At 63.0% G+C, this 22,458-nt stretch carries 19 protein-coding genes; 13 read left to right on the plus strand and 6 right to left on the minus strand.

Going from position 1 to position 22,458, the window contains the following annotated elements:
• Nucleotides 1–75: 75 nt before the first annotated feature.
• On the plus strand, nucleotides 76–1,788 hold the full coding sequence (locus tag V5738_RS16850) for a thiamine pyrophosphate-dependent enzyme (protein WP_423821968.1): 1,713 nt from the start codon (nucleotides 76–78) through the stop codon (nucleotides 1,786–1,788).
• A 589-nt stretch (nucleotides 1,789–2,377) separates the two neighbouring features.
• Nucleotides 2,378–2,953 carry a YdcF family protein gene (locus V5738_RS16855; protein WP_423821969.1) on the plus strand — a complete coding sequence of 192 codons (576 nt, stop codon included), beginning with the start codon at nucleotides 2,378–2,380 and terminating at the stop codon, nucleotides 2,951–2,953.
• Here V5738_RS16855 and V5738_RS16860 read toward each other — a convergent pair.
• Nucleotides 2,923–3,804: a sulfite exporter TauE/SafE family protein gene (locus V5738_RS16860; RefSeq protein WP_423821970.1), complete on the minus strand. Its 882-nt coding sequence runs from the start codon at nucleotides 3,802–3,804 to the stop codon at nucleotides 2,923–2,925. The genes V5738_RS16855 and V5738_RS16860 overlap by 31 nt on opposite strands.
• A 218-nt stretch (nucleotides 3,805–4,022) precedes the next feature.
• Between V5738_RS16860 and V5738_RS16865 the strand changes: the two genes are divergently transcribed.
• The 11 genes from V5738_RS16865 to V5738_RS16915 all read left to right on the plus strand — a co-directional run bounded on the left by V5738_RS16865 (nucleotide 4,023) and on the right by V5738_RS16915 (nucleotide 18,558).
• Nucleotides 4,023–5,495 carry an AMP nucleosidase gene (locus V5738_RS16865; RefSeq protein ID WP_423821971.1) on the plus strand — a complete coding sequence of 491 codons (1,473 nt, stop codon included), beginning with the start codon at nucleotides 4,023–4,025 and terminating at the stop codon, nucleotides 5,493–5,495.
• Between the two features lie 189 nt (nucleotides 5,496–5,684).
• On the plus strand, nucleotides 5,685–6,899 hold the full coding sequence (locus V5738_RS16870; RefSeq protein ID WP_423821972.1) for an L-dopachrome tautomerase-related protein: 1,215 nt from the start codon (nucleotides 5,685–5,687) through the stop codon (nucleotides 6,897–6,899).
• 386 nt (nucleotides 6,900–7,285) lie between these two features.
• The gene (locus V5738_RS16875; RefSeq protein WP_423821973.1) at nucleotides 7,286–8,059 is read left to right on the plus strand and encodes an IclR family transcriptional regulator; all 774 of its coding nucleotides are present in this window, start codon (nucleotides 7,286–7,288) and stop codon (nucleotides 8,057–8,059) included.
• A gap of 33 nt (nucleotides 8,060–8,092) precedes the next feature.
• Nucleotides 8,093–9,256 (plus strand): CaiB/BaiF CoA transferase family protein, encoded by a 1,164-nt coding sequence (locus tag V5738_RS16880; protein ID WP_423821974.1) that lies wholly within the window; start codon nucleotides 8,093–8,095, stop codon nucleotides 9,254–9,256.
• The gene (locus tag V5738_RS16885) at nucleotides 9,246–10,004 is read left to right on the plus strand and encodes an enoyl-CoA hydratase/isomerase family protein (protein WP_423821975.1); all 759 of its coding nucleotides are present in this window, start codon (nucleotides 9,246–9,248) and stop codon (nucleotides 10,002–10,004) included. Before V5738_RS16880 ends, V5738_RS16885 begins: the two co-directional genes overlap by 11 nt.
• Entirely contained in the window at nucleotides 10,004–10,837 is an 834-nt protein-coding gene (locus V5738_RS16890; RefSeq protein WP_423821977.1) for a CoA transferase subunit A, read from the plus strand. Before V5738_RS16885 ends, V5738_RS16890 begins: the two co-directional genes overlap by 1 nt.
• A complete protein-coding gene (locus V5738_RS16895; RefSeq protein WP_423821978.1) occupies nucleotides 10,830–11,576 on the plus strand; it encodes a CoA-transferase subunit beta in 747 nt (248 codons plus the stop codon). The genes V5738_RS16890 and V5738_RS16895 overlap by 8 nt, the downstream gene beginning before the upstream one ends.
• The gene (locus V5738_RS16900) at nucleotides 11,573–13,084 is read left to right on the plus strand and encodes a class I adenylate-forming enzyme family protein (protein ID WP_423821979.1); all 1,512 of its coding nucleotides are present in this window, start codon (nucleotides 11,573–11,575) and stop codon (nucleotides 13,082–13,084) included. The genes V5738_RS16895 and V5738_RS16900 overlap by 4 nt, the downstream gene beginning before the upstream one ends.
• A 198-nt stretch (nucleotides 13,085–13,282) precedes the next feature.
• Nucleotides 13,283–14,641 (plus strand): tricarballylate/proton symporter TcuC, encoded by a 1,359-nt coding sequence (tcuC, locus tag V5738_RS16905; RefSeq protein WP_423821980.1) that lies wholly within the window; start codon nucleotides 13,283–13,285, stop codon nucleotides 14,639–14,641.
• A gap of 148 nt (nucleotides 14,642–14,789) precedes the next feature.
• Nucleotides 14,790–14,948: a hypothetical protein gene (locus V5738_RS16910; RefSeq protein ID WP_423821981.1), complete on the plus strand. Its 159-nt coding sequence runs from the start codon at nucleotides 14,790–14,792 to the stop codon at nucleotides 14,946–14,948.
• A gap of 1,423 nt (nucleotides 14,949–16,371) precedes the next feature.
• Nucleotides 16,372–18,558, plus strand: a complete 2,187-nt coding sequence (locus V5738_RS16915) for a hypothetical protein (protein ID WP_423821982.1) — start codon at nucleotides 16,372–16,374, stop codon at nucleotides 18,556–18,558.
• Between the two features lie 336 nt (nucleotides 18,559–18,894).
• On the opposite strand, the gene V5738_RS16920 is transcribed toward V5738_RS16915, so the two are convergent.
• Genes V5738_RS16920 through V5738_RS16940 form a run of 5 tightly spaced genes read right to left on the minus strand, consistent with a single transcriptional unit; the run spans nucleotide 18,895 to nucleotide 22,431 of the window.
• The gene (locus V5738_RS16920; protein ID WP_423821983.1) at nucleotides 18,895–19,302 is read right to left on the minus strand and encodes a GFA family protein; all 408 of its coding nucleotides are present in this window, start codon (nucleotides 19,300–19,302) and stop codon (nucleotides 18,895–18,897) included.
• Nucleotides 19,303–19,315: 13 nt separating this feature from the next.
• On the minus strand, nucleotides 19,316–19,960 hold the full coding sequence (locus V5738_RS16925; protein WP_423821984.1) for a LysE family translocator: 645 nt from the start codon (nucleotides 19,958–19,960) through the stop codon (nucleotides 19,316–19,318).
• A 23-nt stretch (nucleotides 19,961–19,983) separates the two neighbouring features.
• Nucleotides 19,984–20,634 (minus strand): LysE family translocator, encoded by a 651-nt coding sequence (locus tag V5738_RS16930; protein WP_423821985.1) that lies wholly within the window; start codon nucleotides 20,632–20,634, stop codon nucleotides 19,984–19,986.
• 6 nt (nucleotides 20,635–20,640) lie between these two features.
• Nucleotides 20,641–21,276: a hypothetical protein gene (locus V5738_RS16935; protein WP_423821986.1), complete on the minus strand. Its 636-nt coding sequence runs from the start codon at nucleotides 21,274–21,276 to the stop codon at nucleotides 20,641–20,643.
• A 36-nt stretch (nucleotides 21,277–21,312) separates the two neighbouring features.
• The gene (locus tag V5738_RS16940; RefSeq protein ID WP_423821987.1) at nucleotides 21,313–22,431 is read right to left on the minus strand and encodes an endonuclease/exonuclease/phosphatase family protein; all 1,119 of its coding nucleotides are present in this window, start codon (nucleotides 22,429–22,431) and stop codon (nucleotides 21,313–21,315) included.
• Nucleotides 22,432–22,458 lie beyond the last annotated feature (27 nt).

Raw genomic sequence — 22,458 nt, forward strand, 5'->3', positions numbered from 1 at the left:
ACGGCTTGCGGGTATGTTGTCAGGACGATCCTGGCGCTACCTACCCCGGCCCAGCGCTCCCACTACGGAATTCACATGAGTCATAACGTTGCCGAAATCATGGTTGCTACCCTGCTCGACGCTGGCGCCAAACGTTGTTATGGCGTGGTCGGCGACACCATCAATCATCTGACCGATGCTATCCGCAGTTCGGACATGGCATGGGTGCATGTCCGTCACGAAGAAGTCGGCGGTTTCGCAGCCGGCGGCGAGGCCTATATGACCGGCGAACTGGCCTGCTGTGCCGGTACCTGTGGCCCGGGCAGCACCCATTTCATCAACGGCCTGATCGAATCCCATCGCAACGGGGCGCCGGTGGTATTCATTGCCTCGCAGGTCGCTACGGCCGAAATGGGGGTCGGGTTTCCTCAGGATGTCGATCAGCGCCCGCTATACGCCCAGTACAGCGTGTTCTGCGAATATGTGTCCAGCCCGGAAAACGCCAAGCGTCTGACCGCGATCGCGGCCCAGAAAGCCTTGAATGAGGGCGGCCTGGCCGTGCTGATCGTGCCCGGCGATCTGTTTACGGCACAGCCGGACAACAGTCTGCCTTGGCGCAGCATGCGTTTTAACCCGACGATTCGACCGTCCGAAGACGAACTGCTGGAGATGGTTGCGGCCCTGGACGCCGGCAAGAAGATCTCGATCTATGCTGGCCACGGCTGTGCCGATGCCCACGACGAAGTCATCGCGCTCGCCGACAAGCTCGGCGCGCCGATCGCCTGGACCTCCCGGGCCAAGGATTTCATCGAATACGACAACGAACTCGAAGTCGGCATGACTGGCGTGTTCGGCCTGGCCGGCGGTTATCGCGCGGTCTCCGAATGCGACACCTTGCTGCTGCTGGGCTGCAGCTTTGCCTGGGCCCAGTTCTATCCCGAAGATGCGACCATCATCCAGGTGGATATCGCCGCCGGGCAGATCGGTCTACGGCATCCGGTCGATATCGGCGTGATCGGCTCGGCGCGCGATACCTGTGCAGCCCTACTCGAACGCGTGGCCCCACACGCCGACCGCGACTGGGTCGATGCCTGTCGCAAGACCTATCTGGAATCCCTCGACGATGCCGCGGCCGAATCCGACGACGACCACCTGATTCATCCCCAGGAGCTGACCCTGGCTTTGGATAAGCAGGCCGCCGACGACGCCGTATTTACCGCCGATGGCGGCAGCCCCATGGTCTGGTGTCTACGCCATATCAAGGCCAATGGTCGGCGCCGGACGCTGCCGAGTCTGATGCACGGCACCATGGCCAATGCTTACCCCCAGGCGCTCGGCATTAGCCAGGCATTTCCGGATCGACAGGTGATCGCCATGTGCGGCGACGGTGGGCTATCGATGCTGATGGGCGATCTGTTGACCCTGGCCCAGTTCCAAATCCCACTCAAGATCGTGATCTTCAACAACAGCTCGCTGGGCTTCGTCGAGCTCGAGCAGAAAGTCGAGGGGCTGCTGGACGCCTATACCGAACTGAAAAACCCCGACTTCGGCGCGCTCGGCCATACCATCGGCCTATGGGGCCGCAAGGTCGAGGCCAAACACGAACTCGACGATGCCGTGGCCGAGCTGCTGGCCCACGACGGTCCGGGCATTCTCGATGTCAAGGTCAATCGCATGGAACTGGTGATGCCGCCAAATGTGCAATTCAGCCAAGTCGCCTCTACCGCGCTGTATTCGACCAAGGCCGTGCTGTCTGGCCGCATGGGTGAAGTGGTCGATCTGGTTCGCAACAACTTCTGGACCCGGTGACCTGTGAACATCCTCAGGCCGGCCTCGCCTTGCGCGAGCCGGTCGCCGATGATGATGCCCAGCTGACTACATGGGTATTCGATCGACGCGCCGGTCTGTACTGGGCCGGTCCGGAGCTGGCCCCCCGGACGTGGCCGCTGGCGGGCCTGCGCCTGGCGCTCGCCCTGTACCGCCCAACCGCCACGCCACGCTCGTTGATCGACGCCCAGGACCGGCTCGCCGGATTCGGCGAATACCATCGCAAGCCCGAACAACGGGTCCGGCTAGCGCGCCTGATCGTAGACCCGAGGCGTCGTGCACAGCCGGCTGATCGACACGCTGACACGCCTGCTGGTTCGCGATGCCCAACGCCAGCACGACTGTACCAGCATCGAACTGGCGGTTTTCACCGACAAACCGCCAGCAGTTCGTGCCTATCGCCGGCAGGGCTTCCAGCCGATCGCTGCCCGGTCCGCCGCGACGGTTTTGACCATGCAGTGCCCGGTCGCATCGGGAGCCACGTCGACGACCGCGCCGCGAGCTCAGGCCGTCCGGCGCCCGCTCGCGCGGTACCTGGATCGGCGTCGATGACAGCTCTGCCTGGCCCCTGATGCATCGTGGCAAGATCCATCGCCTGCTCGCCATGGCTGTGTTGCTGCCGGCGCTTGGCCTGGCTGCGTTGGCGACGGCCGATATCCTGGGTATCGGCCATATTCCAGCGCCTTGTAGTCGGCATCACCTGGCCCATACGACCGCTCTAGTATTGAGCGGTGCGCCGCGCTATCGACGAACGCAGCAGGCCATCGCGCTCTATCGGCGAAACGAGGTCGACCGCATCGTGTTTTCCGGCGCCGGTTATGGTGGCGACTCGGCCCGCCGGCTGGCTCACGAAGCCCGCCGACGCGGTATCCCCGATACCCATATCGACATCGAGGACCGGGCCCGCTCGACGGCCCAGAATTTTCGTTATGCCTGTGCCCTGGAGTCGGTCAGCACAGCACCCCGCGTAGCCATCGTCACCGACCGCTTTCATGCCTATCGGGCCTGGGCCACCGCCCAGCGACAATGCCAGGGCCTCGAACTCTGCTCGGCCCCAGTCGCCGGCTCGGTGTCGCTGTCGCGACGTTTCAGCGAAGCCGGCAAACTGCTGGCCTATCAGCTACTCGATCGCGCGGCATTCTGGTGATCGAGCTGTCGCCAGATCGCCATTGCAACGAGCGCCGCCCAGGCGACGAACAACACCAGGGTCGCCGCATAGATCGCCTGCACATCAACCGATAGCGCAGCCAACAGCGTGCGCGTATTGGTAACCACGATCATCCCGCCAACGAACACGCCGAGGATTCGGGCCGGCAGCAGCCGGACCAGCCATGCCGCCAACGGTGCGGCAACCAGCCCGCTGAGCGCAAAGATCGCCACCCAGCCCCAGTTGATCTGGGTCACACCCAGTACGAGAGCAAAACCGAGCGTGCCGGCCAGGGTGACCACGAATTCACTGGCATCGACGGTGCCGATGACCCGTCGCGGATCACTACCGGCGCGCGCCATAAGCGTCGGCGTGGCAATCGGCCCCCAGCCGCCACCGCCGATGCTGTCGAAAAAACCAGCGACCAGCGACAGCGGCACCAGCAGCCAGGCCGAGGGCCGGCGGGCGCCCGCGGTGCGCGGCGCCCGCGGCACGATGAACCGAGTCAGCACGTAAAGGCCGAGCAATAACAACAATCCAGAGACCAGCGGTTTGATGGCATCGCCGGGCGCCAAACTCAGTAGGCAGGCGCCCACGAATGCGCCTATGGCGCCAGGCCAGATCATGCGTTTGAACAACGCCGGCTCGACATTGCCGAATCGATAGTGCGCGGTGCCCGAGGCCGCAGTGGTGGCCAGTTCGGCGAAATGGATGGACGCCGAAGCGATCGCGGGCGTCACACCCAGAGCTACCAGAATAGAGGCCGAGGTGAGCCCGTAGCCCATGCCCAGCCCGCCATCCACGAGTTGAGCAATAAAGCCGGCTAGGCCGAAAATGAGAAGTTTGTTCACGATGGTCTACTGCGCCGAGAAAAGATCTTGCGCATCACGCTAGCGCCCGCCGAGCAGCACGAGAACGAATATTTCTGTCTCCATATATTCAAAAAAGAAATATAAAATATATTTCTTATTCGAATAAGTAACGATCAAAATCTTCCATTCCAGGCTTCGGCCGTGGCCCCGGTACTGGTAGCTTAGATGGCAGCCCCGCTTACATAGGAATCTCGTCGATGCCCGGTACCGCACATGGCAATGTCCGCGATCTACGCGCTTTCGATACCGCCGAGGCAGCGCTGGCCCGGATCACGGCACTCTACGACGCAGCCTATGAACAGATGCGCGAGCGACACCAACGGTTTGTCGCCGGCGATCACGAACCGGAGTCGATGCCGGCGGCGTTCTACCCTTATGTCGGTATCGAGACCACACCAGACCGGCTGGTGAGCTCGGCCCGGCCGACCTATGGCTCGCTGCGCAAGGGGGGTGTTCATGGCACTACGGTCACCCGGCCGGATCTGTTCCACAACTATCTTCTAGAGCAGCTGTCGCTCTTGATCGACAATCACGGGGCGGCCATTCAAGTGGGTCTGTCGGACCAGCCGATCCCGCTGCCGTTCATGATCGAGGCCGCCACCGCGGATCTCACGCCCGAAGCAGTACGCGCGATGGAGCGGGCTTTTTATCTGCCCGATCTCGCCACCATGAACGATGCGATTCCCAACAGCACGTACCGCACACCAGTCGGCCAGCCGTTTCCACTGGCGTTGTTCGATGCACAACGTACCGACCTGGCACTCCAGCGCCTGTCGCATTACACCGGCACCGACCCTAAACACTTCCAGGGCTTCGTGCTGTTGACCAACTATCAGCGCTATGTCGACGACTTTGCCGCCTATGCCCGCGACCAGATCGCCCATTACGAGGAATACACGGCCTTCGTCAGCCCGGGCGAGGTGATCGAGGCCAACCCTCGCTTCGACCATCTAAAAGCCACCGGTGATGCCCCCCAGCATCTGCCCCCGATGCCGGCTTATCATCTGACCCGCGAAGACGGCCTCGGGGTCACGTTGATCAACATCGGCATGGGCCCGTCCAATGCCAAGACCATTACCGACCATCTGGCCGTGCTGCGGCCCCACTGCTGGCTGATGATCGGCCACTGCGGCGGCCTGAGACGCTCCCAGCAGCTCGGCGACTATGTCCTGGCGCATGCCTACGTCCGCGAGGATCACGTACTCGACCAGGATCTGCCGCCCTGGGTGCCGATCCCGCCGATCGCAGAAATGCAGGTCGCCCTGGAGCAGTCGGTCTCCGGGGTGACCGGTCTGTCCCAGCGCGATTTAAAGGATCGGCTGCGCACCGGCACGGTCGCCAGCACCGACAATCGCAACTGGGAGTTCCGCTACGACGAACTTTACGAGCGTTTCTCGCAATCGCGGGCGATCGCTATCGATATGGAAAGCGCGACTATCGCAGCCAACGGTTTCAGGCTGCGGGTGCCCTATGGCACCTTGCTATGCGTCTCCGACAAACCGATGCACGGCGAGCTCAAGCTGCGCAGCATGGCCAATGCTTTCTATCAAAACCAGGTCCGCCAGCATCTGACCATCGGCTTGGAAACGATCCGGCTGATCAAGGCCTCCGGCGTCGAAGCGCTGCACTCGCGCAAGCTGCGCTCTTTCGACGAACCAGCCTTTCGCTGAGCCTGACCCTCTGCGGCCGAGTCGTGCCGGATACGCCTTGATGAACCACGCTCGGCGCCGACCAGGCTGTCGAGCCAATGCGTACATGGCACCACCGCCGTCGCCTGACGTGGGCCTGCCCGCCGACGACTGTACGAACCCGGCGGGCCCCTCGATACACTGGGCGCATCATTCGAGCTCGCGAATTCGATGCAACGCTTATTCCGGTTTCCGCCGCTTTGGGCTGGCCTACTCTGTGCCGCGGCCATGCCCGTACTCGCCGATCCGCCGTCTGAGGCTGGACAAGCTTCGTTGGCCCATGCGCAATCCATCGGTCCACTCACGCCGGCTTTCCTGTTTCACGATCAGATGCCGACCGGCGTGACCGTCACCCGCGATGGACGCCGCTTCGTATCCTATCCACGCTGGGGCGACCACCCAGCCTTTACCGTCGCCGAACTGAAAAACGGCCGGGAAGCGCCCTACCCGTCGCCTGCCTTTAACGCGCCCGATCTGGATCAGCCAGGGCAGCACCTGATCAGCGTGCAGAGCGTAGTCGCGCCCGGCGATGGCCATCTCTGGCTTCTGGATACCGGCACGCTGCCGGGCACTGGCTACCCAAAGAGCGGACAACTCGCCAACGGCCCGAAACTGGTCGCCGTGGAGCTCGCCACCAACCAAGTCGACCGAACCATCGTCTTGCCCGATAGTGCCGCGTTGCAATCGACCTATCTCAACGACGTACGCATCGATACCTCCAAGGGCAAGGCCGGCGTGGCCTATATCACCGATTCATCCTTCACCGGCCCGGGCGCGATCATCGTGGTCGATCTGGCCTCGGGTGACGCCTGGCGCCAGCTCTCCGGCGCGTCTTCGACCCAGGCTACGCCCGGCTTCCGGCCGATCGTCGAAGGGCGCTACATGATGCAGGACAACGGCCAGGGCCAAGCCAGCGTTCCGGCGATCCCGGCCGACGGCATCGCCCTGTCGCCGGACGGCACCACGCTGTACTACTCGCCGCTGTCGTCACGCAGGCTCTACCGCGTGCCCACAACGCTGCTGCGCAATCGCGACGTGTCCGAGGACAAACTCGAGGCTGCAGTCGAGACGGTCGGCGAGAAAGGCGCTTCGGACGGCCTGCTGATGGATGATCAGGGCCGACTCTATGCCACAGACTACGAACACAACGCCATCCACATATTCGACACCGATACCGGCCGCTGGTCGACGCTGGCCCACGACCCGCGTCTGCTCTGGCCGGACACGCTGAGCATCGGCCCCGAGGGCGACCTCTACGTCACGGCCAACCAACTGCACCGCCAGCCCCAGTACCGCAGCGGGCACGATGAACGACACAAGCCATACGTGCTGTTTCGGATTGCCGCCGAGGCCGAGCCGATTCCGGCCGACCATCACTCGCACTAACCGGGCCGTACCGATATCCGGATTGCCCTATTCCGGATGTCGGTTTTGCCCGCCCGAGCGACAGCGCCCGGCGGTTCGCCCCGGCCGTCTTCGCTGATCGAATCGCGCAGACGCGGCTTTTTGATCGACCCTAGCTAATACCCTCCGGCTGCTGGACAGTACGCCTTGTCGGCATGCAGAACGACCGGCTCGCTGTCTCAGCATTCAGAATGCTGTCTTTCATTATGGAAACAGCGATTTGGCGTATCCCACCTGAATTCGCGTACAAACCGGCGTTCCAAACTATAGAACGCTGACAGGTAAGACTTTTTTCCAATACCAGCCGACCTCCAATAGGCGCCAGATGCCTATATCGAATTTTGGAAACGCGTTCTGGTATTTGGAACATGGACAAGACACTGCTCAAGGGATTGCGGGTTCTCGAAACCCTGGCCGCCAATCCACAGCCAATGGGCGTGACCCCACTCTCGCGGGTGCTGGATCTGACCAAGAGCAACGTGCATCGCACGCTCCAGACCCTGACGGCTGCCGGCTATGTACGCAGCAATCCCGAGACCGCGACCTACGAATGCACGCTCAAGCTGTTCGAAGTCGCCAGCACCATCGTCGGTCGGCTCGATGTACGCCAAATCGCCGATCCCTATCTGCAGCAACTCGCCCATGCGACCCGCGAGAGCATCCATCTGGCGGTGCTCGACGGGCTGGACGTGATCTATCTGAACAAGATCGAGAGCCCGCAGCCGGTCCGCGCCTATTCCGCGATCGGCGGGCGCGCGCCGGCCCACTGTGTGGCCTCGGGCAAGGCGCTGTTGGCCTGGCAACCAGACGAACGGCTTGCCGAGCTGCCGGACGAGCTCGCGCAGTGGACGCCGCGCTCCCTGGATAGCCGCGACGCCCTGCTTGCCGACCTGGCCGAAACCCGCCGCCGTGGTTTCTCGATCAACTGCGGCGAATGGCGTGACTCGGTGGGCGGCGCGGCCGCACCGGTATTCGACGCCCACGGCCGACCAGTCGCAGCACTGGGTATTTCCGGGCCGCTGGAGCGGCTGTCGCTCGGCACTCTGCACCAGCACGGCCCAGTCGTGATCCGTACCGCGCGCGAACTGTCGCGAGCGCTTGGTTATCGCGGCAACGCCTATCCCGACAGCGCGGCCGCCTGAGCCGCCCTCCCTTTCTATCGTCAAGGAGACACCGTGCAACCGTTAACAGGTATACGCGTCATCGAATTCTGCAGCGTAGCGGCAGGTCCGTTCTGCGGCATGCTATTGGCCGACATGGGCGCCGACGTCATCAAGGTCGAGAACCCGGCCGGCGGCGACAGCATGCGCGCCTGGCCGCCGATCAGCGATGGCTACAGCGAGAATTTCGCCTCGGTCAATCGCAACAAGCGTTCGGTCACCCTCGATCTCAAAAATCCGGCCGATCAGGCCCGGGCCCGTGCGCTGGTCGATTCGGCCGACGTGGTGCTCGAAAACAACCGCCCCGGCGTGATGGAACGCCTCGGCTTAGCCTATGCCGAAGTCGCCAAGCCGCACCCGGAACTGGTCTATTGCTCGATCTCGGCCTTCGGCCAGGACGGCCCGCGCGCTAGAGAGGCCGGTTTCGATCTGACCTTGCAGGCGATGAGCGGGGTGATGAGCGTGACCGGCGAACCGGGCGGCGATCCGGTCAAATGCGGCGTGCCGCTGGCCGATTTCGCCACCGGCCTGTACGGCGCCTTCGCGATTTCGGCAGCGCTGCGCGAGGTCGCAGCCACCGGGCAAGGCACGCATATCGATGCCTCGATGCTGGGGGCGTCGCTGGCGATCGGCGCTTTGCAGACCAGCCAGTATTTCGGCACCGGCGAGAACCCGGTCAAGCTCGGCTCGGCCCATCCGCGCAACGCGCCTTATGAGGCTTTCCGGGTCGCCGACGGGCATGTCGCCATGGCAGCCGGCAACAACGCCCTGTTCGCCCGGGCCTGCAAGGCGATCGAGCGCGAGGACCTGATCGACGAAGCCCGGTTCGGCTCCACCATCCTACGGGCCGAGAATCAGGCCGAACTCAAAGCGATCTTCGAAGACGTGTTCGCCGACAAGAGCGTCGATACGGTGCTTGCCATGTTCCGCGAGGCCGGCGTGGCGTGTGCGCCGATCAATGGCTATGCCGAAGCACTGGCCGATCCCCAGGTCGATCACATGGGCTGGGTCCAGCCGCTGACCCTGCCGGGCGGCCATGAAACGCAGACCTTCATCTCGCCGCTGCGTTTCGGCGGAGACAATCTTCGCCCCTATCGACGCCCGCCCGAACTCGGCGAACACAACGACGAAGTATTCGCCGAATTCGAAGCGCGACCGGAGGCCGCCGATGCCCGCTGAAACCGTATTCCCGCTCCACGTAGCCCGCGACGGGACCACCACACAGGTCGTACTCGCCCGGCCAGACAAGCGCAACGCCCTGTCTGCGGATCTGGTCGAAGCACTGATCGACATCGTCGCCACGGCCGAGGGCGACGGTACCCGTCTGCTGAGCCTGCGCGGCGACGGCAAGAATTTCTCGGCCGGCTTTGATTTCTCCGGCTTCGAAGACGAAAGCGAAGGCGATCTGCTGCGCCGCTTCGTCCGCATCGAGCAGCTTTTGCAGGCGCTCGCCCATGCCCCCTTCGATACCGTCGCCCATGCCCATGGGCGCAACTTCGGTGCCGGCGTGGATCTGTTCGCGGTCTGCAACCGACGCTGGGCGACGCCGCAGGCCAGCTTTCGTATGCCGGGGCTCGGCTTTGGGCTGGTGCTGGGCTCGCGTCGGTTCGCCGATCTCGTCGGTGCCGACTGGGCCCGCGAAGTCCTACACGACGGCGTGACCTTTGATGCAGCCACCGCCCGCGAACGGGGTTTCGTCACCGACCTAGTGGCCGCCGAAGACGTTGGCCCTCGCATCGACGCGCTCGCTGCCTCTGGCCTCAGCGCCGATGCCGCCGCCCGGCTGTTCCGAGTGATCCGTCGCGATACGCGCGATGCCGACATGGCCGAACTGGTGGCCTCGGCCGCCGAGCCCGGCCTCAAGGCCCGCATGCGCGCCTATCGCGAGGCCGCTGCGGCCCAGGCACAACAACAAAAGGCTTCGTAATGGGTATTGCACGCACTGCCAAGATCGAAAGCGTGGCCGAGCTGGCCGCGCGTATTCCCGACGGCGCCTCGTTGGCGCTCGGCGGCAGCTTTTTGCATCGCGGCCCGTTCGCGCTGATCCGCGAGCTGATCCGCCAGCAGCGCCGCGGCCTGGAGATCATCAAGCAATCGCCGGGCTACGACATCGACATCCTCTGCCGGGCCGGCGCGGTCCGCCGGGCGCGCACCGGCATCGTCGCCATGGAAGGCAATTTCGGGCTCGCCCCCTGGTATCGCCGTGCGATCGAGAACGGCGACGTAGAGCTGGAAGAACATGCCTGCGCCACGCTCACCGCCGGTCTTCGGGCCTCGGCCTTTGGCGTACCGTTCATGCCCTGCGGCGGCATCCACGGTTCGGCGCTGGCCGAGCTCAACGGCTGGAAAAAGCTTCCCGATCCCTACGACAGCGCAGGCGAGACCTACGTGATCCCCAAGATCCGCCCGGATTTCGCCATCGTGCTCGCCAACGAAGTGACCGAACAGGGCGATGCCCGAGTCTTCGGTACCTCGCATTGGGACCGGATCATGACCCGGGCCGCGGATCGCGTGCTGGTGGTCGCCGAACGCCAAGTCGCCCCCGACGTCTTTCGCGAGCGCCCGGAGCTCACGCTCGTGCCGCATTTCATGGTCGAGGCCGCCGCCGTGCTACCGAATGCCGGCTGGCCGGGGTCCTGCTGGCCGGATTACGAGGTCGACTATCCCGCTGTGCAGGCTTATCTCGCCCGCGACGCAGATGCCCTTGACGTTCATCTGGCCACTGCGCCGGAAGCCTGCAAGGAGACTGCTCATGTCTGAATCCTGGTCGCCGTTCGCCTATATCGTGACCAATTTGGCGCGCTTCATTCGTCCGCAGGAAGTCACCTTCAGCGGCGTGAACTCCAGCCTGCCGATGCTGGCCTGCCTGCTGGCCCGCCGTGCCTACGATTTCGATTTCACCTATATCAACGTCGCCGGCGGCGTCGATCCGCGCCCCTCGGCGGTGCCGATCTCCAGCTCCGACCCAGTGCTCGCCGAAGGCTCTACAGCCATTTTCGGCAACGAAGATTTCTACGATCTGTGCACCCGAGGCGGCATGGACTTGTGTTTTCTCGGCGCGGCTCAGGTCGACGGGCAGGGCCGAACCAACGTTTCGGCGATCGGCGACTGGCACCACCCCAAGGTGCGGCTGCCGGGCGGCGGCGGCGGTGCGGTGATGCTACCGACCGCCAAACGCTCGGTCACCTGGCGCACCGAGCATTCGCGCCGGACCATGGTCGACACCCTGGATTTCGTGACCGCAGCCGGCGGCATGCACGGCGTGGTCACGCCGATCGCCGTGTTCGTCAAACACGACGACCGACTGGCGCTAGCCTCCTGGCATCCCGATGCGTCGCTCGCCGAAGTACGCGAACGCACGGCCTTCGACTTCGATGCCAGCCAGGCACGGCCCACCGAGCTGCCGACCGATCGCGAGATCGAAGCACTACGCGCACTCGATCCCAACCACCAGTTCGAAACCGACGCCGCCATCGTGCTGCGCAAGGAGGCCGTATGACCCCGGACGTACAACCCTTGTCGGACGCGCTACGTGCTGCGATCGACACCCATGCCGCAGCTGGGCGCATGGCACTGCACGGCCCGGCCGGCATGCTCGACTATGCTGCGCTCGGCAACGCCATCGATGCCTATGCTGCCGGCTTCGCATCACTCGGCTTGGCCCGCGGTGCGTTCGTGGGCATCGCCGCGGCCAAGACACCGGCCTGCGTGGCTGCGCTGTTCGGCGCCATGCAGAGCGGGCTCACGCCGACCATCATGGAGCCCCGGATCACGGTGCCAGAGCTGGCCGAGCGCGCCGAATCGGTCGGCATGCCGGTGATGGTGTTTGAGGACGATCACTTTCGCGAGGAGGCCGAAGCCCGGCTGGCCAGCATGGGCACCCGGGCCCTGCCGCTGGCCGCGCTCGAACACACTGGTAAGCCGGCGCCGACCGTCGTGCATCGGGCCGAAGATCGCGCGCTGCTGCTGTTCACCTCCGGCAGTACCGGCCGCCCCAAGGGCGTGGTGCTGACCCAGTCCAATCTGCGGGTCAATGCTGACGGCGTGGTCGCACATACCGGCCTGACGGCCCACGACCGCCTGTTGCATGTGATGCCGCTGCATCACACCAATGGCATCAACAACCAGCTGATCGCCCCTTTCCTGGCCGGCGCCGAGGTGGTGTTGATTCCGCGTTTTCGTGCTGACGATATCCTCGGCCAGCTGCGTACCTACCAGCCGAGCATCGTCACCGGTGTACCGACGATGTATTCCCGGACCCTGCCCAATATTCCGGCGGGCGAGACCTTCGAGTATCTGCGTTTTCTGCGTTGTGGCTCGGCGCCGATCACTCCGGCCCTTCACGAACAGATCGAGGACGTCTTCGGCGTACCGCTGGTGGTCTCCTACGGCCTGTCCGAGTCGACCTGTACAACCACCCTCAACCCGCCGGCCGCACGCCGGATCGGCTCGATCGGCACGGTGATTCCCGGCCAAACGTTGAAGCTGTTCGTGCCGGAAACACATACCGAGGCCGCCCCCGGCGCCGAAGGCGAGATCCGTATTACCGGAGCCGCACTCATGGCGGGCTATATCGGCGCCGACGTCGACTCGCCGATCGTCGACGGCTGGCTACGCACGGGCGATCTCGGTCGTATCGATGCGGCCGGCTATGTCTCGATCACCGGCCGACTCAAGGATGTGATCATCCGCGGCGGCGAAAATCTGTCGCCGGCGCTAATCGAGAACCGGATCGCGACCCATCCGGCGGTCGCCGAATGCTGTGTGATCGGTGCCCCGGACACAGATCTCGGCGAAGTGCCGGTCGCCTTCGTCGTCGTCCACGCTCAGCAGGCTGTCGACGCCGAAGCGCTCGCGGACCGGGTCGAGTCCGATCTATCGCCCGTATATCGCCCGCGTTCGGTCTATTTCGTTGAGGCTCTGCCGCTGAACAAGGTCGGCAAGGTCGACCGCAAGACCCTGCGCCAGCAGTTCGAACCATCCCCTAAGGCCGAAGCCACCGGCTAAGCCGCCATTTCTTCTGACCCAAGGAGAGCCCCGCCCACAACCCGTTGTAACGATCGCTGTGCGCCTACCGAAGACACGGTCCCGGCCGCAGCCCGAAAGCATTCCGACCCTCGATTTTCTTTGCCTGGTCCCGTGCCGGTCCGGGGACGGTATGCCCATAACAAGCGAAAAACCGTACGAGATACGGAGGAGTCACCCATGTCGAGCACAACCACGGTATCGACGACCTCGAGGGCCAAGAACACCGCGCGCGTTCTCACCGGCAATTTTCTCGAGATGTTCGATTTCATGATCTACGGCTTCTATGCCGGGATCATCGCCGATGTCCTGTTCCCTGCTACCGATCCCGCGTTCGCACTGTTGATGTCCTGGATCACTTTCGGCATCGGCTTTCTGATGCGGCCCCTCGGCGCCCTGGTGCTGGGCGCCTATGCCGACAAGCACGGCCGCCGCGCCGGACTGCTGTTGAGCCTATCGATCATGTCGGTGGGCGTGCTGTCGATCGCCTTCGTGCCGTCGTTCGCCACCATCGGCTATGCCGCGCCGGTGATCGTGATCATCGGCCGTCTGTTGCAAGGCTTTTCGGCCGGCGCCGAATCGGGTACGGCTTCGGTCTATCTGGCCGAAATCGCGCCGAACAATCGCAAAGGCTTCTTCGCAGCCATGCAACCCGCCAGCCAGTCGGCATCCGTACTGCTGGCTTCCGTGATCGGCGTCGTCCTGGCGATGACGCTGTCGGATGCCCAGATGCACAGCTGGGGCTGGCGGGTACCGTTTCTGATCGGCTCGCTACTGGTACCGGTGCTGCTGTTCATGCGGCGCTCGATGACCGAGAGCGAAGAGTTCAAGCAACGCCGTCATCATCCGAGCATGCGCGAAGTCAGCGCCACCCTGGCCAAGAACTGGCAGCTGATCGGCAACGCCATCATGATGATCTTGCTGACCTCAGTGACCTTCTATCTGATTACCTCCTATATCGTCACCTACGGCCACAACATTCTCGGCCTGACTTCGATGGAAAGCTTCATCGTCACTATCTGTATGGCCATAGCCAATCTGTTCGTCATGCCCGGGGTGGCCGCGATCTCCGATCGGGTCGGCCGCCTACCGGTACTGTTGTCGGCCTCGGCCGCGCTCGGCCTGTGTGCCTACCCAACCATGGCCTGGCTGGTCGCCGATCCCTCGTTTTTCCGGCTCTGGGTTGCCGTGGTGTTCCTGGGCTGTCTGTACGGCTGCTGGCAGGGCACGCTGATGATCTCACTAGTCGAGATCATGCCAGCCCAGGTCCGCGCCAGCGGCTGGTCGCTGGCCTATAGCCTGACCTACGCCATCTTCGGCGGGTTCACCCCGGCCTTCGTCACCTGGCTGATCCAGATCACCGGCAACCGGGCGATGCCAGGCGTTGCCCTGGCACTGGCCGCGATCGTCGGCTTTGTCGGCACGCTGCTCGCCCGTAAACGGCTGGCCGAAGGCCGCCAGCAGTGGCTGTCGATCGAAACCGCCGAGGCCCAGCCCACCGATGCCGCGACTGCCCCGTCCCAGCGAGGCTTTGCCTAGATATACGCCTCAAACCTGGCTGCCCCTTCCGTACCCGCCACCCTCGGCGGGGCGGTCGAGGGCAGCACCGCCGCGATTCTGGTCGACACACGGCATCGGTGCGGCATAGCAACGCTCTTCACCATGCGAAGGCATCCAGAACGCTCCGTTGCTCGATACGCTATCTCGCGCCGCTGAGCGCATTCGCATAGTCACTCCACCACACGAACAGGCGACAGCCGCTATGACGCCCCGCCAGGGCCGAGTCAGCGGCCGCCCCGGCCTCTGTACGGTCAAAATCCGGCTCGGGTCTGCTGAAGCCGACTGACGCTCTCGCGACCGTCGAGGCCCCGCTAATGGCCCTGGCCGGCCTGGAGAGTCGCAGCACAGGATCAGGCGCGGCATAGCTCGTCGGCACGACATCGACGCTCCAACGGTCATCATTACGCCATGTTGCGACATTCGCTGAGCGCATCGCTTATCCAGGCCAGCCCTACCGCGCCCTGAGCGCTATCGATGATCGAGCCACAGACTGATTGGCGCGCCGCTATTCGTGACGTGCTACCGCAGAACATCATCTTCGTCGACGGATTCATCCAGCTCGGCGATACCTGCCTGCTGTATTCCCGTCTATGAACCGCACGCGTTTTGTTGCCGAGCTGGCCAAGGCAGGCCCGGCTAGGGCTCACCAGCGGCGCTTGGCACCAGCCAGCGGCAGTCGATCGCTAAATCGTCTAGATCAACGGCAATAACGGCTCTGTCTAGACGATTGCCGGACTGGCGTGCGCTGCCACGCAGGCTATCCCGCGGCTAGCGACCAGACCCAACGGCTTTGCCTAAGGCAAGCGCTGTCGCCTCCAAAAATCAAAACCCAGGCGGGCAGCCGAATCGCCAGCACGCTGCATTAGCCAGACTGCTTGGAGTCACCGAGAACGGCGGCATACGCGATAGGCACGCCGCTACCTTGAATGCGCTGCGCGTATGGCTGGACAACGCTTTTGCGCGCCATACCCGGTTGCGTATCGCAATCGCCCATGCCCCTGGGGCGTTGTTCTACGTGTCGCACCTTTGCGCAGGCCCAAGATAGCGCCAAGCGCCGATCAAGACCGGTGGCCACGCCCGACGGCTCGTCTTCGAAGCCCGACGACGCCATCTTGTTGGGACGCATGAATCGAACGCGAGCCGAACCGCTGAGCACTGCTGTCAATCATCGCGCCTCGACACGGTGAGGCTGGCTATCCCTGGTCCGGAATACGAACATTCCAACATCGGTACGGGCGCTGCCTGCTACTGCATATATGGATCCGACTCTGGGCCGAGGCTCGCCGGCTCCGCTGCCTGCCTCTGCACCAAGGTAGACCCGACTCCCAAGAATGAAGCCCTATTCCTGCGCAGCGCAGCGCCAGTTTACTAATTTATTTCAGCCAACCCATAAAAAACAAAAATCCTCTCTAAAGGCATCGGATCAGATGCCGTTATTCCTCCATCAGCCGAATTCCAGACGCCTTCCATTGCTCGAAGGATCTCGCGTTCGATTGGCTGGCGGAGTGGCAAGTCGTACTTGACCAGTCCATGGGTGCGAAAGAGCGAAATAAGGAATCAGGCTCTCTAACACCTTTTTTTATTTCATATATAACGAGGGGTTATATTTGATGGCGACTTCAGCCAAATACCGTCGAATGCTGGTTGGTTTAATCGGTTCCGCTGCTGTTCTAGCAAGCTCTTGCGCCGCGGCCTGGACATACGATGATTTGAGTCCGGAGCAAAAAAAACGCTACGACCAACAACAGAATTTTCTTAATTACGTTTACGAAAAGTCTGGTCTGACAGCACCCAAGGTGCCGTATTCGGTATTTCTTGGCCCCGATACGCGCGGGGACAATCCCGAGATCACCCGTGTCACGGTTCGCAACCGCTCGGACAACGCCGCCTCGTATCAAGTCGTCACCTACGGACAGGTCTTCAAGAAAGGGGATTATCTGCCCGAGAAGCAGCTGTATTATTCCACGCCGAGCAACCCGAGCAATCAAGGCGTACAAGCCGATATCAAGAGCTACTACGACGATGGCTCGGTCAAACACGCCATCCTGTCGTTCCAGCTCGATAAGGTCCCCGCCCAAGGCGATCTACCGATCAAGCTGTTCACTAACGGTAATGTCCCCGAGGATTCACAGGTTGCGCCCATCTCGATCAGCCGCCTTCTGTCCTCCGGCTTCGACGCCAAACTCACGATCCAGCACGACGGCCATGCGCTGACCCAGAACGCGCGCGAGCTGCTGCAAACGATCGTCGACCGCGGCGGCTGCGACGCCGTAGCCGATAAGATCTGCAAGACCTGGCTATCTGGCGCGCGCACCAGCGAATGGATCATCGGCGGCCGTATGCAAGGCGCGCAGTCCGATCCGGACAACCAGCTCGGTGCATACTTCCATATCCGTGCCCATGCCAGCTATAGCGGCCGGGTCACGAATGCTCGAGTCGATACCGTGGTTGAAAACGATTTCACCTACGGCAAAACCGCCGGCAACCTCACCTACAACGCTACGATCAACGTCGGCGAAAGCCACTTCGAGGCCCAGGATCTGACTCATTACAACCATGCCCGCTGGCATAAGGTGCTGTGGTGGGGATCCGACCCAAGCCTCTATGTGCAGCCGGACATGCAGTATGTCCAAGCAACCAAGGCCATTCCCAAATACGCAGACGTAAAGCCCGAACAAGCCTATCTCGACGGTCTGGCAGCGAGTTACCCGCTGATGACCAACGGTGCACAGACCAAGTACATGGGCGACGTCGGCGCACAGGACGGTATCGGCCCGTTGCCGCGCTGGACCTCAACCTATGCGGTCAGCGGCGATCCGCGGGCCTTCGACCATATGCTCGCCAACGACAACGCCGTAGGCTCGTATGGTTTCCATTTCCGTGACGCCAAAACCGGTAGCCCGATCAAGATCACGGACTATCCATACATCACGGTCGTGGCTCGTCGTGACCAGAGCTGGTCGCCGCAGACTCGCGAACAGCTTTATACCGACTGCAGTACTGACTGCGATTCGCCCTATAGTTTCGAGCTTGCCCACCATCCCTCGATCGGCTTTCTGCCCTACCTGGTCACGGGCGACTACTATTACCTGGAAGAGCTGCAGTTCGCGGCCTCCTATATCGAACTGTCGGCCAATCCCGGCTATCGCGACTATGCCAATGGTCGTCTTCGCCGGGCCGCGCAGCAGGTTCGGCAGCAGGCTTGGTCGCTGCGCACGCTCGCCCAGGCCGCCTATGCCACCCCGGATGCCGATCCGATGCATAGCTACTTCACTGGCTTGCTCGCCAATATCGCGGCCGATTACGACAGCCACTATTTGCAGAATCAGGACGAGCATCCGCTGCATATCCTTGACGACTACACCAACTACACGGTGCAAGGCGAAGCATGGACCGGCGTCGCCCCCTGGCAGGAAGACTTCTTTGCCTGGGCGACTTCCTATGCCACTGACCTGGGGTTCTCCGAATTCGAACCTTTTGCCCAATGGCTGCTTGAGTTCCAAGTCGGTCGGATGACCAACTGGATCGACAAACCGGATAGCGGTTTCTGCTGGCTCAAGGCGGGGGTATATAAGCTCCAAATCCGACCGACTCGCGGTGCCGACTACTTCAGTACCCTGGATGAAGCCTATAAGGCCACGATGCCGCAGATGGTTGGATTCGACTGCGATTCACAAAGCTATCGCAACCATCTAAACGACAGGCCGCAGGCCAACGAGATGACCGGCTATCCGGATTCGCCGGCCGGTTATCCGTCGAATCTGCAGCCTGCGCTGGCGGCCAGCGTTGACCGCGGCTTGGATAAAAGCCAGAAAGCTTGGGAGCTGTTCGATACACGCGCGGTACAACCACGCTACAACAACTATTCGAACTGGGCGATCATACCGCGGCATTAAAACGCCCCTCCTGCTCTACAAGCCCCGGCCTTGGTCGGGGCTTTTTTATGCATCGCACGACCGCAAAGCCTGTTGCAGTGGCCTCATAGCAGCGCCGCTCTGGCGTCTGCCCTGCGTATGCCGCCCAGGCCATAATTCACAATAGATCGCTCCCAGCCCCACGAACAGGCGATGCCGTACGACCAACCCGCGTTATCGCTCGCTGACGTTATACGACGACGCGGTGTTCGCTACGCCTTGTCGTACCCGTCCACCGCGATTTGCGGAAACTGCCTGCCACCTCGACCCGCCCGTCTGCCTAGTACAGCCGCTGAGTGGCATGGCCGCCAGCCTGTCTCACAACTCGATTTCCGGCCCAAGGTTCTGCGGCATGCCTGGATCGAGTGGGTAGTAGTCGCCGGCCTCGGCCACGCAGATATGCTGCGTAGTCGCCAGCCCGGTCGGTGCATCCAGGGCGCCCGGCGCGATCGAAATGCGCTCCGTCTCGTGGCGCCGATAGAACAGGCTGGAGCCGCAGTGGCTACAGAAACCGCGCTCGGCAAAATTCGAGGAGGCCCACCAGCTCAGCATATCGCCGGCCTCGATTACGAGTGCACTCTTGGATGCATGGGTAGCGCCCCAGATATAACCAGACCACCGCCGGCAGGTCTCGCAATGGCAGGCAATGACATCGGTCGTGGCCTCGGTCAGTCGGAACCGTACGCCGCCGCAGGCACAGCGCCCGGTCGATTCGGATTCGCTCATGAACAGCTCGCTATCAACGGTGGGCCAGAGCCAGCCGGGCGCCCAGCGCAATGAAGATCGCGCCGACGCCGCGTTCGGCCCAGGCCGCTAGCCGGCGCCGGCCGCGCAGCATACGCGTCAGCCGGTCGCCGATCAGAATCAAGGCCGGCTCGATCACGCCGGCCACCACGAACAACAATAGTCCGTGCAGGGCCAGCTGTGCGGTCACCGGGCCTGCGCCAGGCTCGACGAACTGTGGAATGAAGGCCAGAAAGAACAGCGCGACTTTCGGGTTCAGCAAATCGACCCAGATCCCCTGCCGATAGGCTGCCCAACGGCTGGGCGCGCTCAGCGGCGGCGCTGCCTCCGAGGATGCCGCCCCGCGCTGGGCCGAGCGCAGAGACTGGATTCCCAGCCAGACCAAATAAGCCGCGCCGATCCACTTGATGACCGAAAACGCCACCGCCGAGCGCGCCAGAATGGCTGCCAGCCCGAACACGGTCGCGGCGATATGCACCAGGGCGCCGGTCCATAGGCCGAACATCGCCGCAAAACCATGCCCGCGCCCATGGCGAGCAGTTTTGGCCGTTATAAATAATAGATCTGGCCCCGGCACGATCTCGAGCGCGAAGGCCGCGCCGAAAAAAGCCACCCAGTGGGCCCAGGAATAATCAAACATCGCAGCCTCCCAACCGTTTCCAATCAACGATGTGCCAGGGCCAGCCGTGCCCCGAGGGCCACGAATAGCGCCCCCAGGCCTCGCTCGCTCCAGAGCGCGAGCCGCCGACGCCCCTTGAACCAGCGGCTTAGCCTATCCCCGATCAAGACCAGCGGGGTATCGCAAACCGCGGCCAGCGCCAGCAGCAAGACACCGTGCAACCCCAACTGGACTGCCACCGGCCCGGCGCCGGCCACCACGAACTGCGGAATAAACGCCAGAAAAAACAAGGCGACCTTGGGGTTGAACAGATCGATCAACAGACCCTGTCGATAAGCCCGCCAGGCGCTGGGCACGGCGCGCCTATGATCTGTCGCTGCGGTCTCGGCGACGTCATCGCTCGAACGCGTACACAGCGACTGAACCCCGAGCCAGACCAGATAGATCGCCCCGATCCACTTGATCATCGAAAATAGCCAGGCCGACTGGGCGATCAACGCCGCCAACCCGAACACGGTCAACACGATATGCGCGACCCCGCCCGACAGCACGCCGGCCAACCCGACCAACCCGTGCCGACGGCCGTGGCGGGCGGTCTGACCGAGCACATAGAGCATACTCGGACCGGGTGTGAACTCGAGTGCTAGCCCGGCTCCGACGAAGGTCAGCCAATGGGCCAGCGAGTAATCGAACATGCGGTCTCAGTCTTTAAAGCGGTCGATATCGCCGGCCAGTTTAACCCGCACCAACGCCGCGACCAGGCGTGGGAAATCGGCCTGACCGGTCAGCCGCGCCAGCTTGGCGGCCTCGGCCGGCAGCCCAAGCGCCTCGGCCGTGGCCAGACTCGCTGGATCGGCGAACGGATAAAACTCGCCCCAAACCGCCTGGACCTCGCGCAGAAAGATCGCTGCCCCAGTATCGCCGATCCCCGTAAAGCGTTTAAGCGCACGCAGGGCGGCTTTCGAATCGCCGTCCGCCTCGGCGCGCAGCCGACGTAGATCGCCGGCATAGGCATCGAGCAGATGGGCGTTAAAAGCCACGAGTTGGGTTGCGGTCTTTTCATCCACCCGGGCATAGCCGGCCCCGTTGAGTACGTTGACCCGTTGTGGCCAGCGGCTTTCGGCGAGCCGCTCCGGGGTGGTCCAACCGGCTTCGGCCAGCGCCCGGGCGGCCTGCATGGCGATCCCAGCCTGGACCGGCGCGCTGGTCAGCAGCGCCAGACATAGCAGCCGAAACAGCGGCGAGGGCGTGTTCCGCGCCAGATCCACGCCGAGCTCGGAGGCAAAGGTTCGACCGTACTCGCCGAGCACGGCGTTGATACGCTCGGTCTGGGTCATGGGCTCGCTCCCGTGCATCCAAGCATGGCGGCCAGTCTAATGGGTTCGCCCGCTGTCATATTGCTGTGCAGCCTGTAGCGAGGTCTGGACTTCGGCCGGGTCTCCCGAATCTTTAGCGGGCGGCTGGCGCCGACTGTGGTCGGCCGGATCCGTGCAGAATCGCCCCAGCATCGGATAGTGGTCGGAGCCAAAGGCCGGCAGACGCTTGAAATCCAGCAGCCGTAACGAGGGCTGATACAGCATCTGATCCAACGGCCAGGCCATATACCAGTGTTTGGCGTTATAGCTGGGGATGAAGCCGCGATGCACGCGCGCATCCAGCAAACCGCCGACGCGCATGGCCCGTCGCAGCACCCGCTCCCAGGACACGGCGTTGAAGTCGCCGGCGATGATCGTCGGCGCGCTGGAGTGGCCCGCGATCAGGGCCGACTTGAGGATATGTCCATCGCGAATCGTGCTCGACTGCGACCACATCAGCGGCGGCCGTGGATGCAGCCCCACGAACTGGACCGGGGTGGCACGATTCGGCATTCGGATACCGGTCACGATCGTCGGCGTGGTGGCATCGAAAAAGAAATGCACCTGCGGATCCACCAGTTCTTTTTTCGAGAACAGATGAATACCAAAATACTTCGCGTTCTTCGGGTTTTTCACGATTTGATGATCGTAAACCGCATCCAGCGGCTCGAGCTGGCGATTCCACCAGCGGTTGGTTTCCATGGCCAGGAATATATCCGGCTGGATTCGCTGGACCATATCCAGCAGTTTCGCACTGTGGCGGTTGCCCTCTTGTACGTTGGCAATCATCACACTGAGTTGGGCATCGCGGGCACAGGCCGCAGCCGGCTCGCCGATTGGATTCTTCGGACGTGGCATATACGGCCAGAGCCGATATGCGTTGTAGCCGAGCGCGGCCAGGGCGATCGCGATCGCGAACACGCCGACCTTGCGTCGCCACTGGCCGATCAGCACATACAGCAGCAACGCCGCCAGCAGTACGATCACGAACTCGATGCGAGGAAAATCCAGATAGCGGATCCACCAAGTATTGGTCTCGATCAACGGGATCAGCGAACCGATCGCCACCCCCAGGATGATCGGCAACAACAAATACCGGCTGGCCCAGCGCCCCAGCCGTGTCCGCCATCGACTCATGCATACGCCTTTTGTGTAGAAGTCGCG

Origin of the sequence: Salinisphaera sp. SPP-AMP-43 (assembly GCF_049568105.1) — a bacterium.
Lineage (GTDB): Bacteria > Pseudomonadota > Gammaproteobacteria > Nevskiales > Salinisphaeraceae > Salinisphaera.

Coding starts and splice junctions, on each gene's coding strand:
- V5738_RS16850 (WP_423821968.1), top strand. CDS start 76: ATGAGTCATAACGTTGCCGAAATCATGGTTGCTACCCTGCTCGACGCT.
- V5738_RS16855 (WP_423821969.1), top strand. CDS start 2,378: ATGCATCGTGGCAAGATCCATCGCCTGCTCGCCATGGCTGTGTTGCTG.
- V5738_RS16865 (WP_423821971.1), top strand. CDS start 4,023: ATGCCCGGTACCGCACATGGCAATGTCCGCGATCTACGCGCTTTCGAT.
- V5738_RS16870 (WP_423821972.1), top strand. CDS start 5,685: ATGCAACGCTTATTCCGGTTTCCGCCGCTTTGGGCTGGCCTACTCTGT.
- V5738_RS16875 (WP_423821973.1), top strand. CDS start 7,286: ATGGACAAGACACTGCTCAAGGGATTGCGGGTTCTCGAAACCCTGGCC.
- V5738_RS16885 (WP_423821975.1), top strand. CDS start 9,246: ATGCCCGCTGAAACCGTATTCCCGCTCCACGTAGCCCGCGACGGGACC.
- V5738_RS16890 (WP_423821977.1), top strand. CDS start 10,004: ATGGGTATTGCACGCACTGCCAAGATCGAAAGCGTGGCCGAGCTGGCC.
- V5738_RS16895 (WP_423821978.1), top strand. CDS start 10,830: ATGTCTGAATCCTGGTCGCCGTTCGCCTATATCGTGACCAATTTGGCG.
- V5738_RS16900 (WP_423821979.1), top strand. CDS start 11,573: ATGACCCCGGACGTACAACCCTTGTCGGACGCGCTACGTGCTGCGATC.
- tcuC (WP_423821980.1), top strand. CDS start 13,283: ATGTCGAGCACAACCACGGTATCGACGACCTCGAGGGCCAAGAACACC.
- V5738_RS16920 (WP_423821983.1), bottom strand. CDS start 19,302: ATGAGCGAATCCGAATCGACCGGGCGCTGTGCCTGCGGCGGCGTACGG.
- V5738_RS16925 (WP_423821984.1), bottom strand. CDS start 19,960: ATGTTTGATTATTCCTGGGCCCACTGGGTGGCTTTTTTCGGCGCGGCC.
- V5738_RS16930 (WP_423821985.1), bottom strand. CDS start 20,634: ATGTTCGATTACTCGCTGGCCCATTGGCTGACCTTCGTCGGAGCCGGG.
- V5738_RS16935 (WP_423821986.1), bottom strand. CDS start 21,276: ATGACCCAGACCGAGCGTATCAACGCCGTGCTCGGCGAGTACGGTCGA.
- V5738_RS16940 (WP_423821987.1), bottom strand. CDS start 22,431: ATGAGTCGATGGCGGACACGGCTGGGGCGCTGGGCCAGCCGGTATTTG.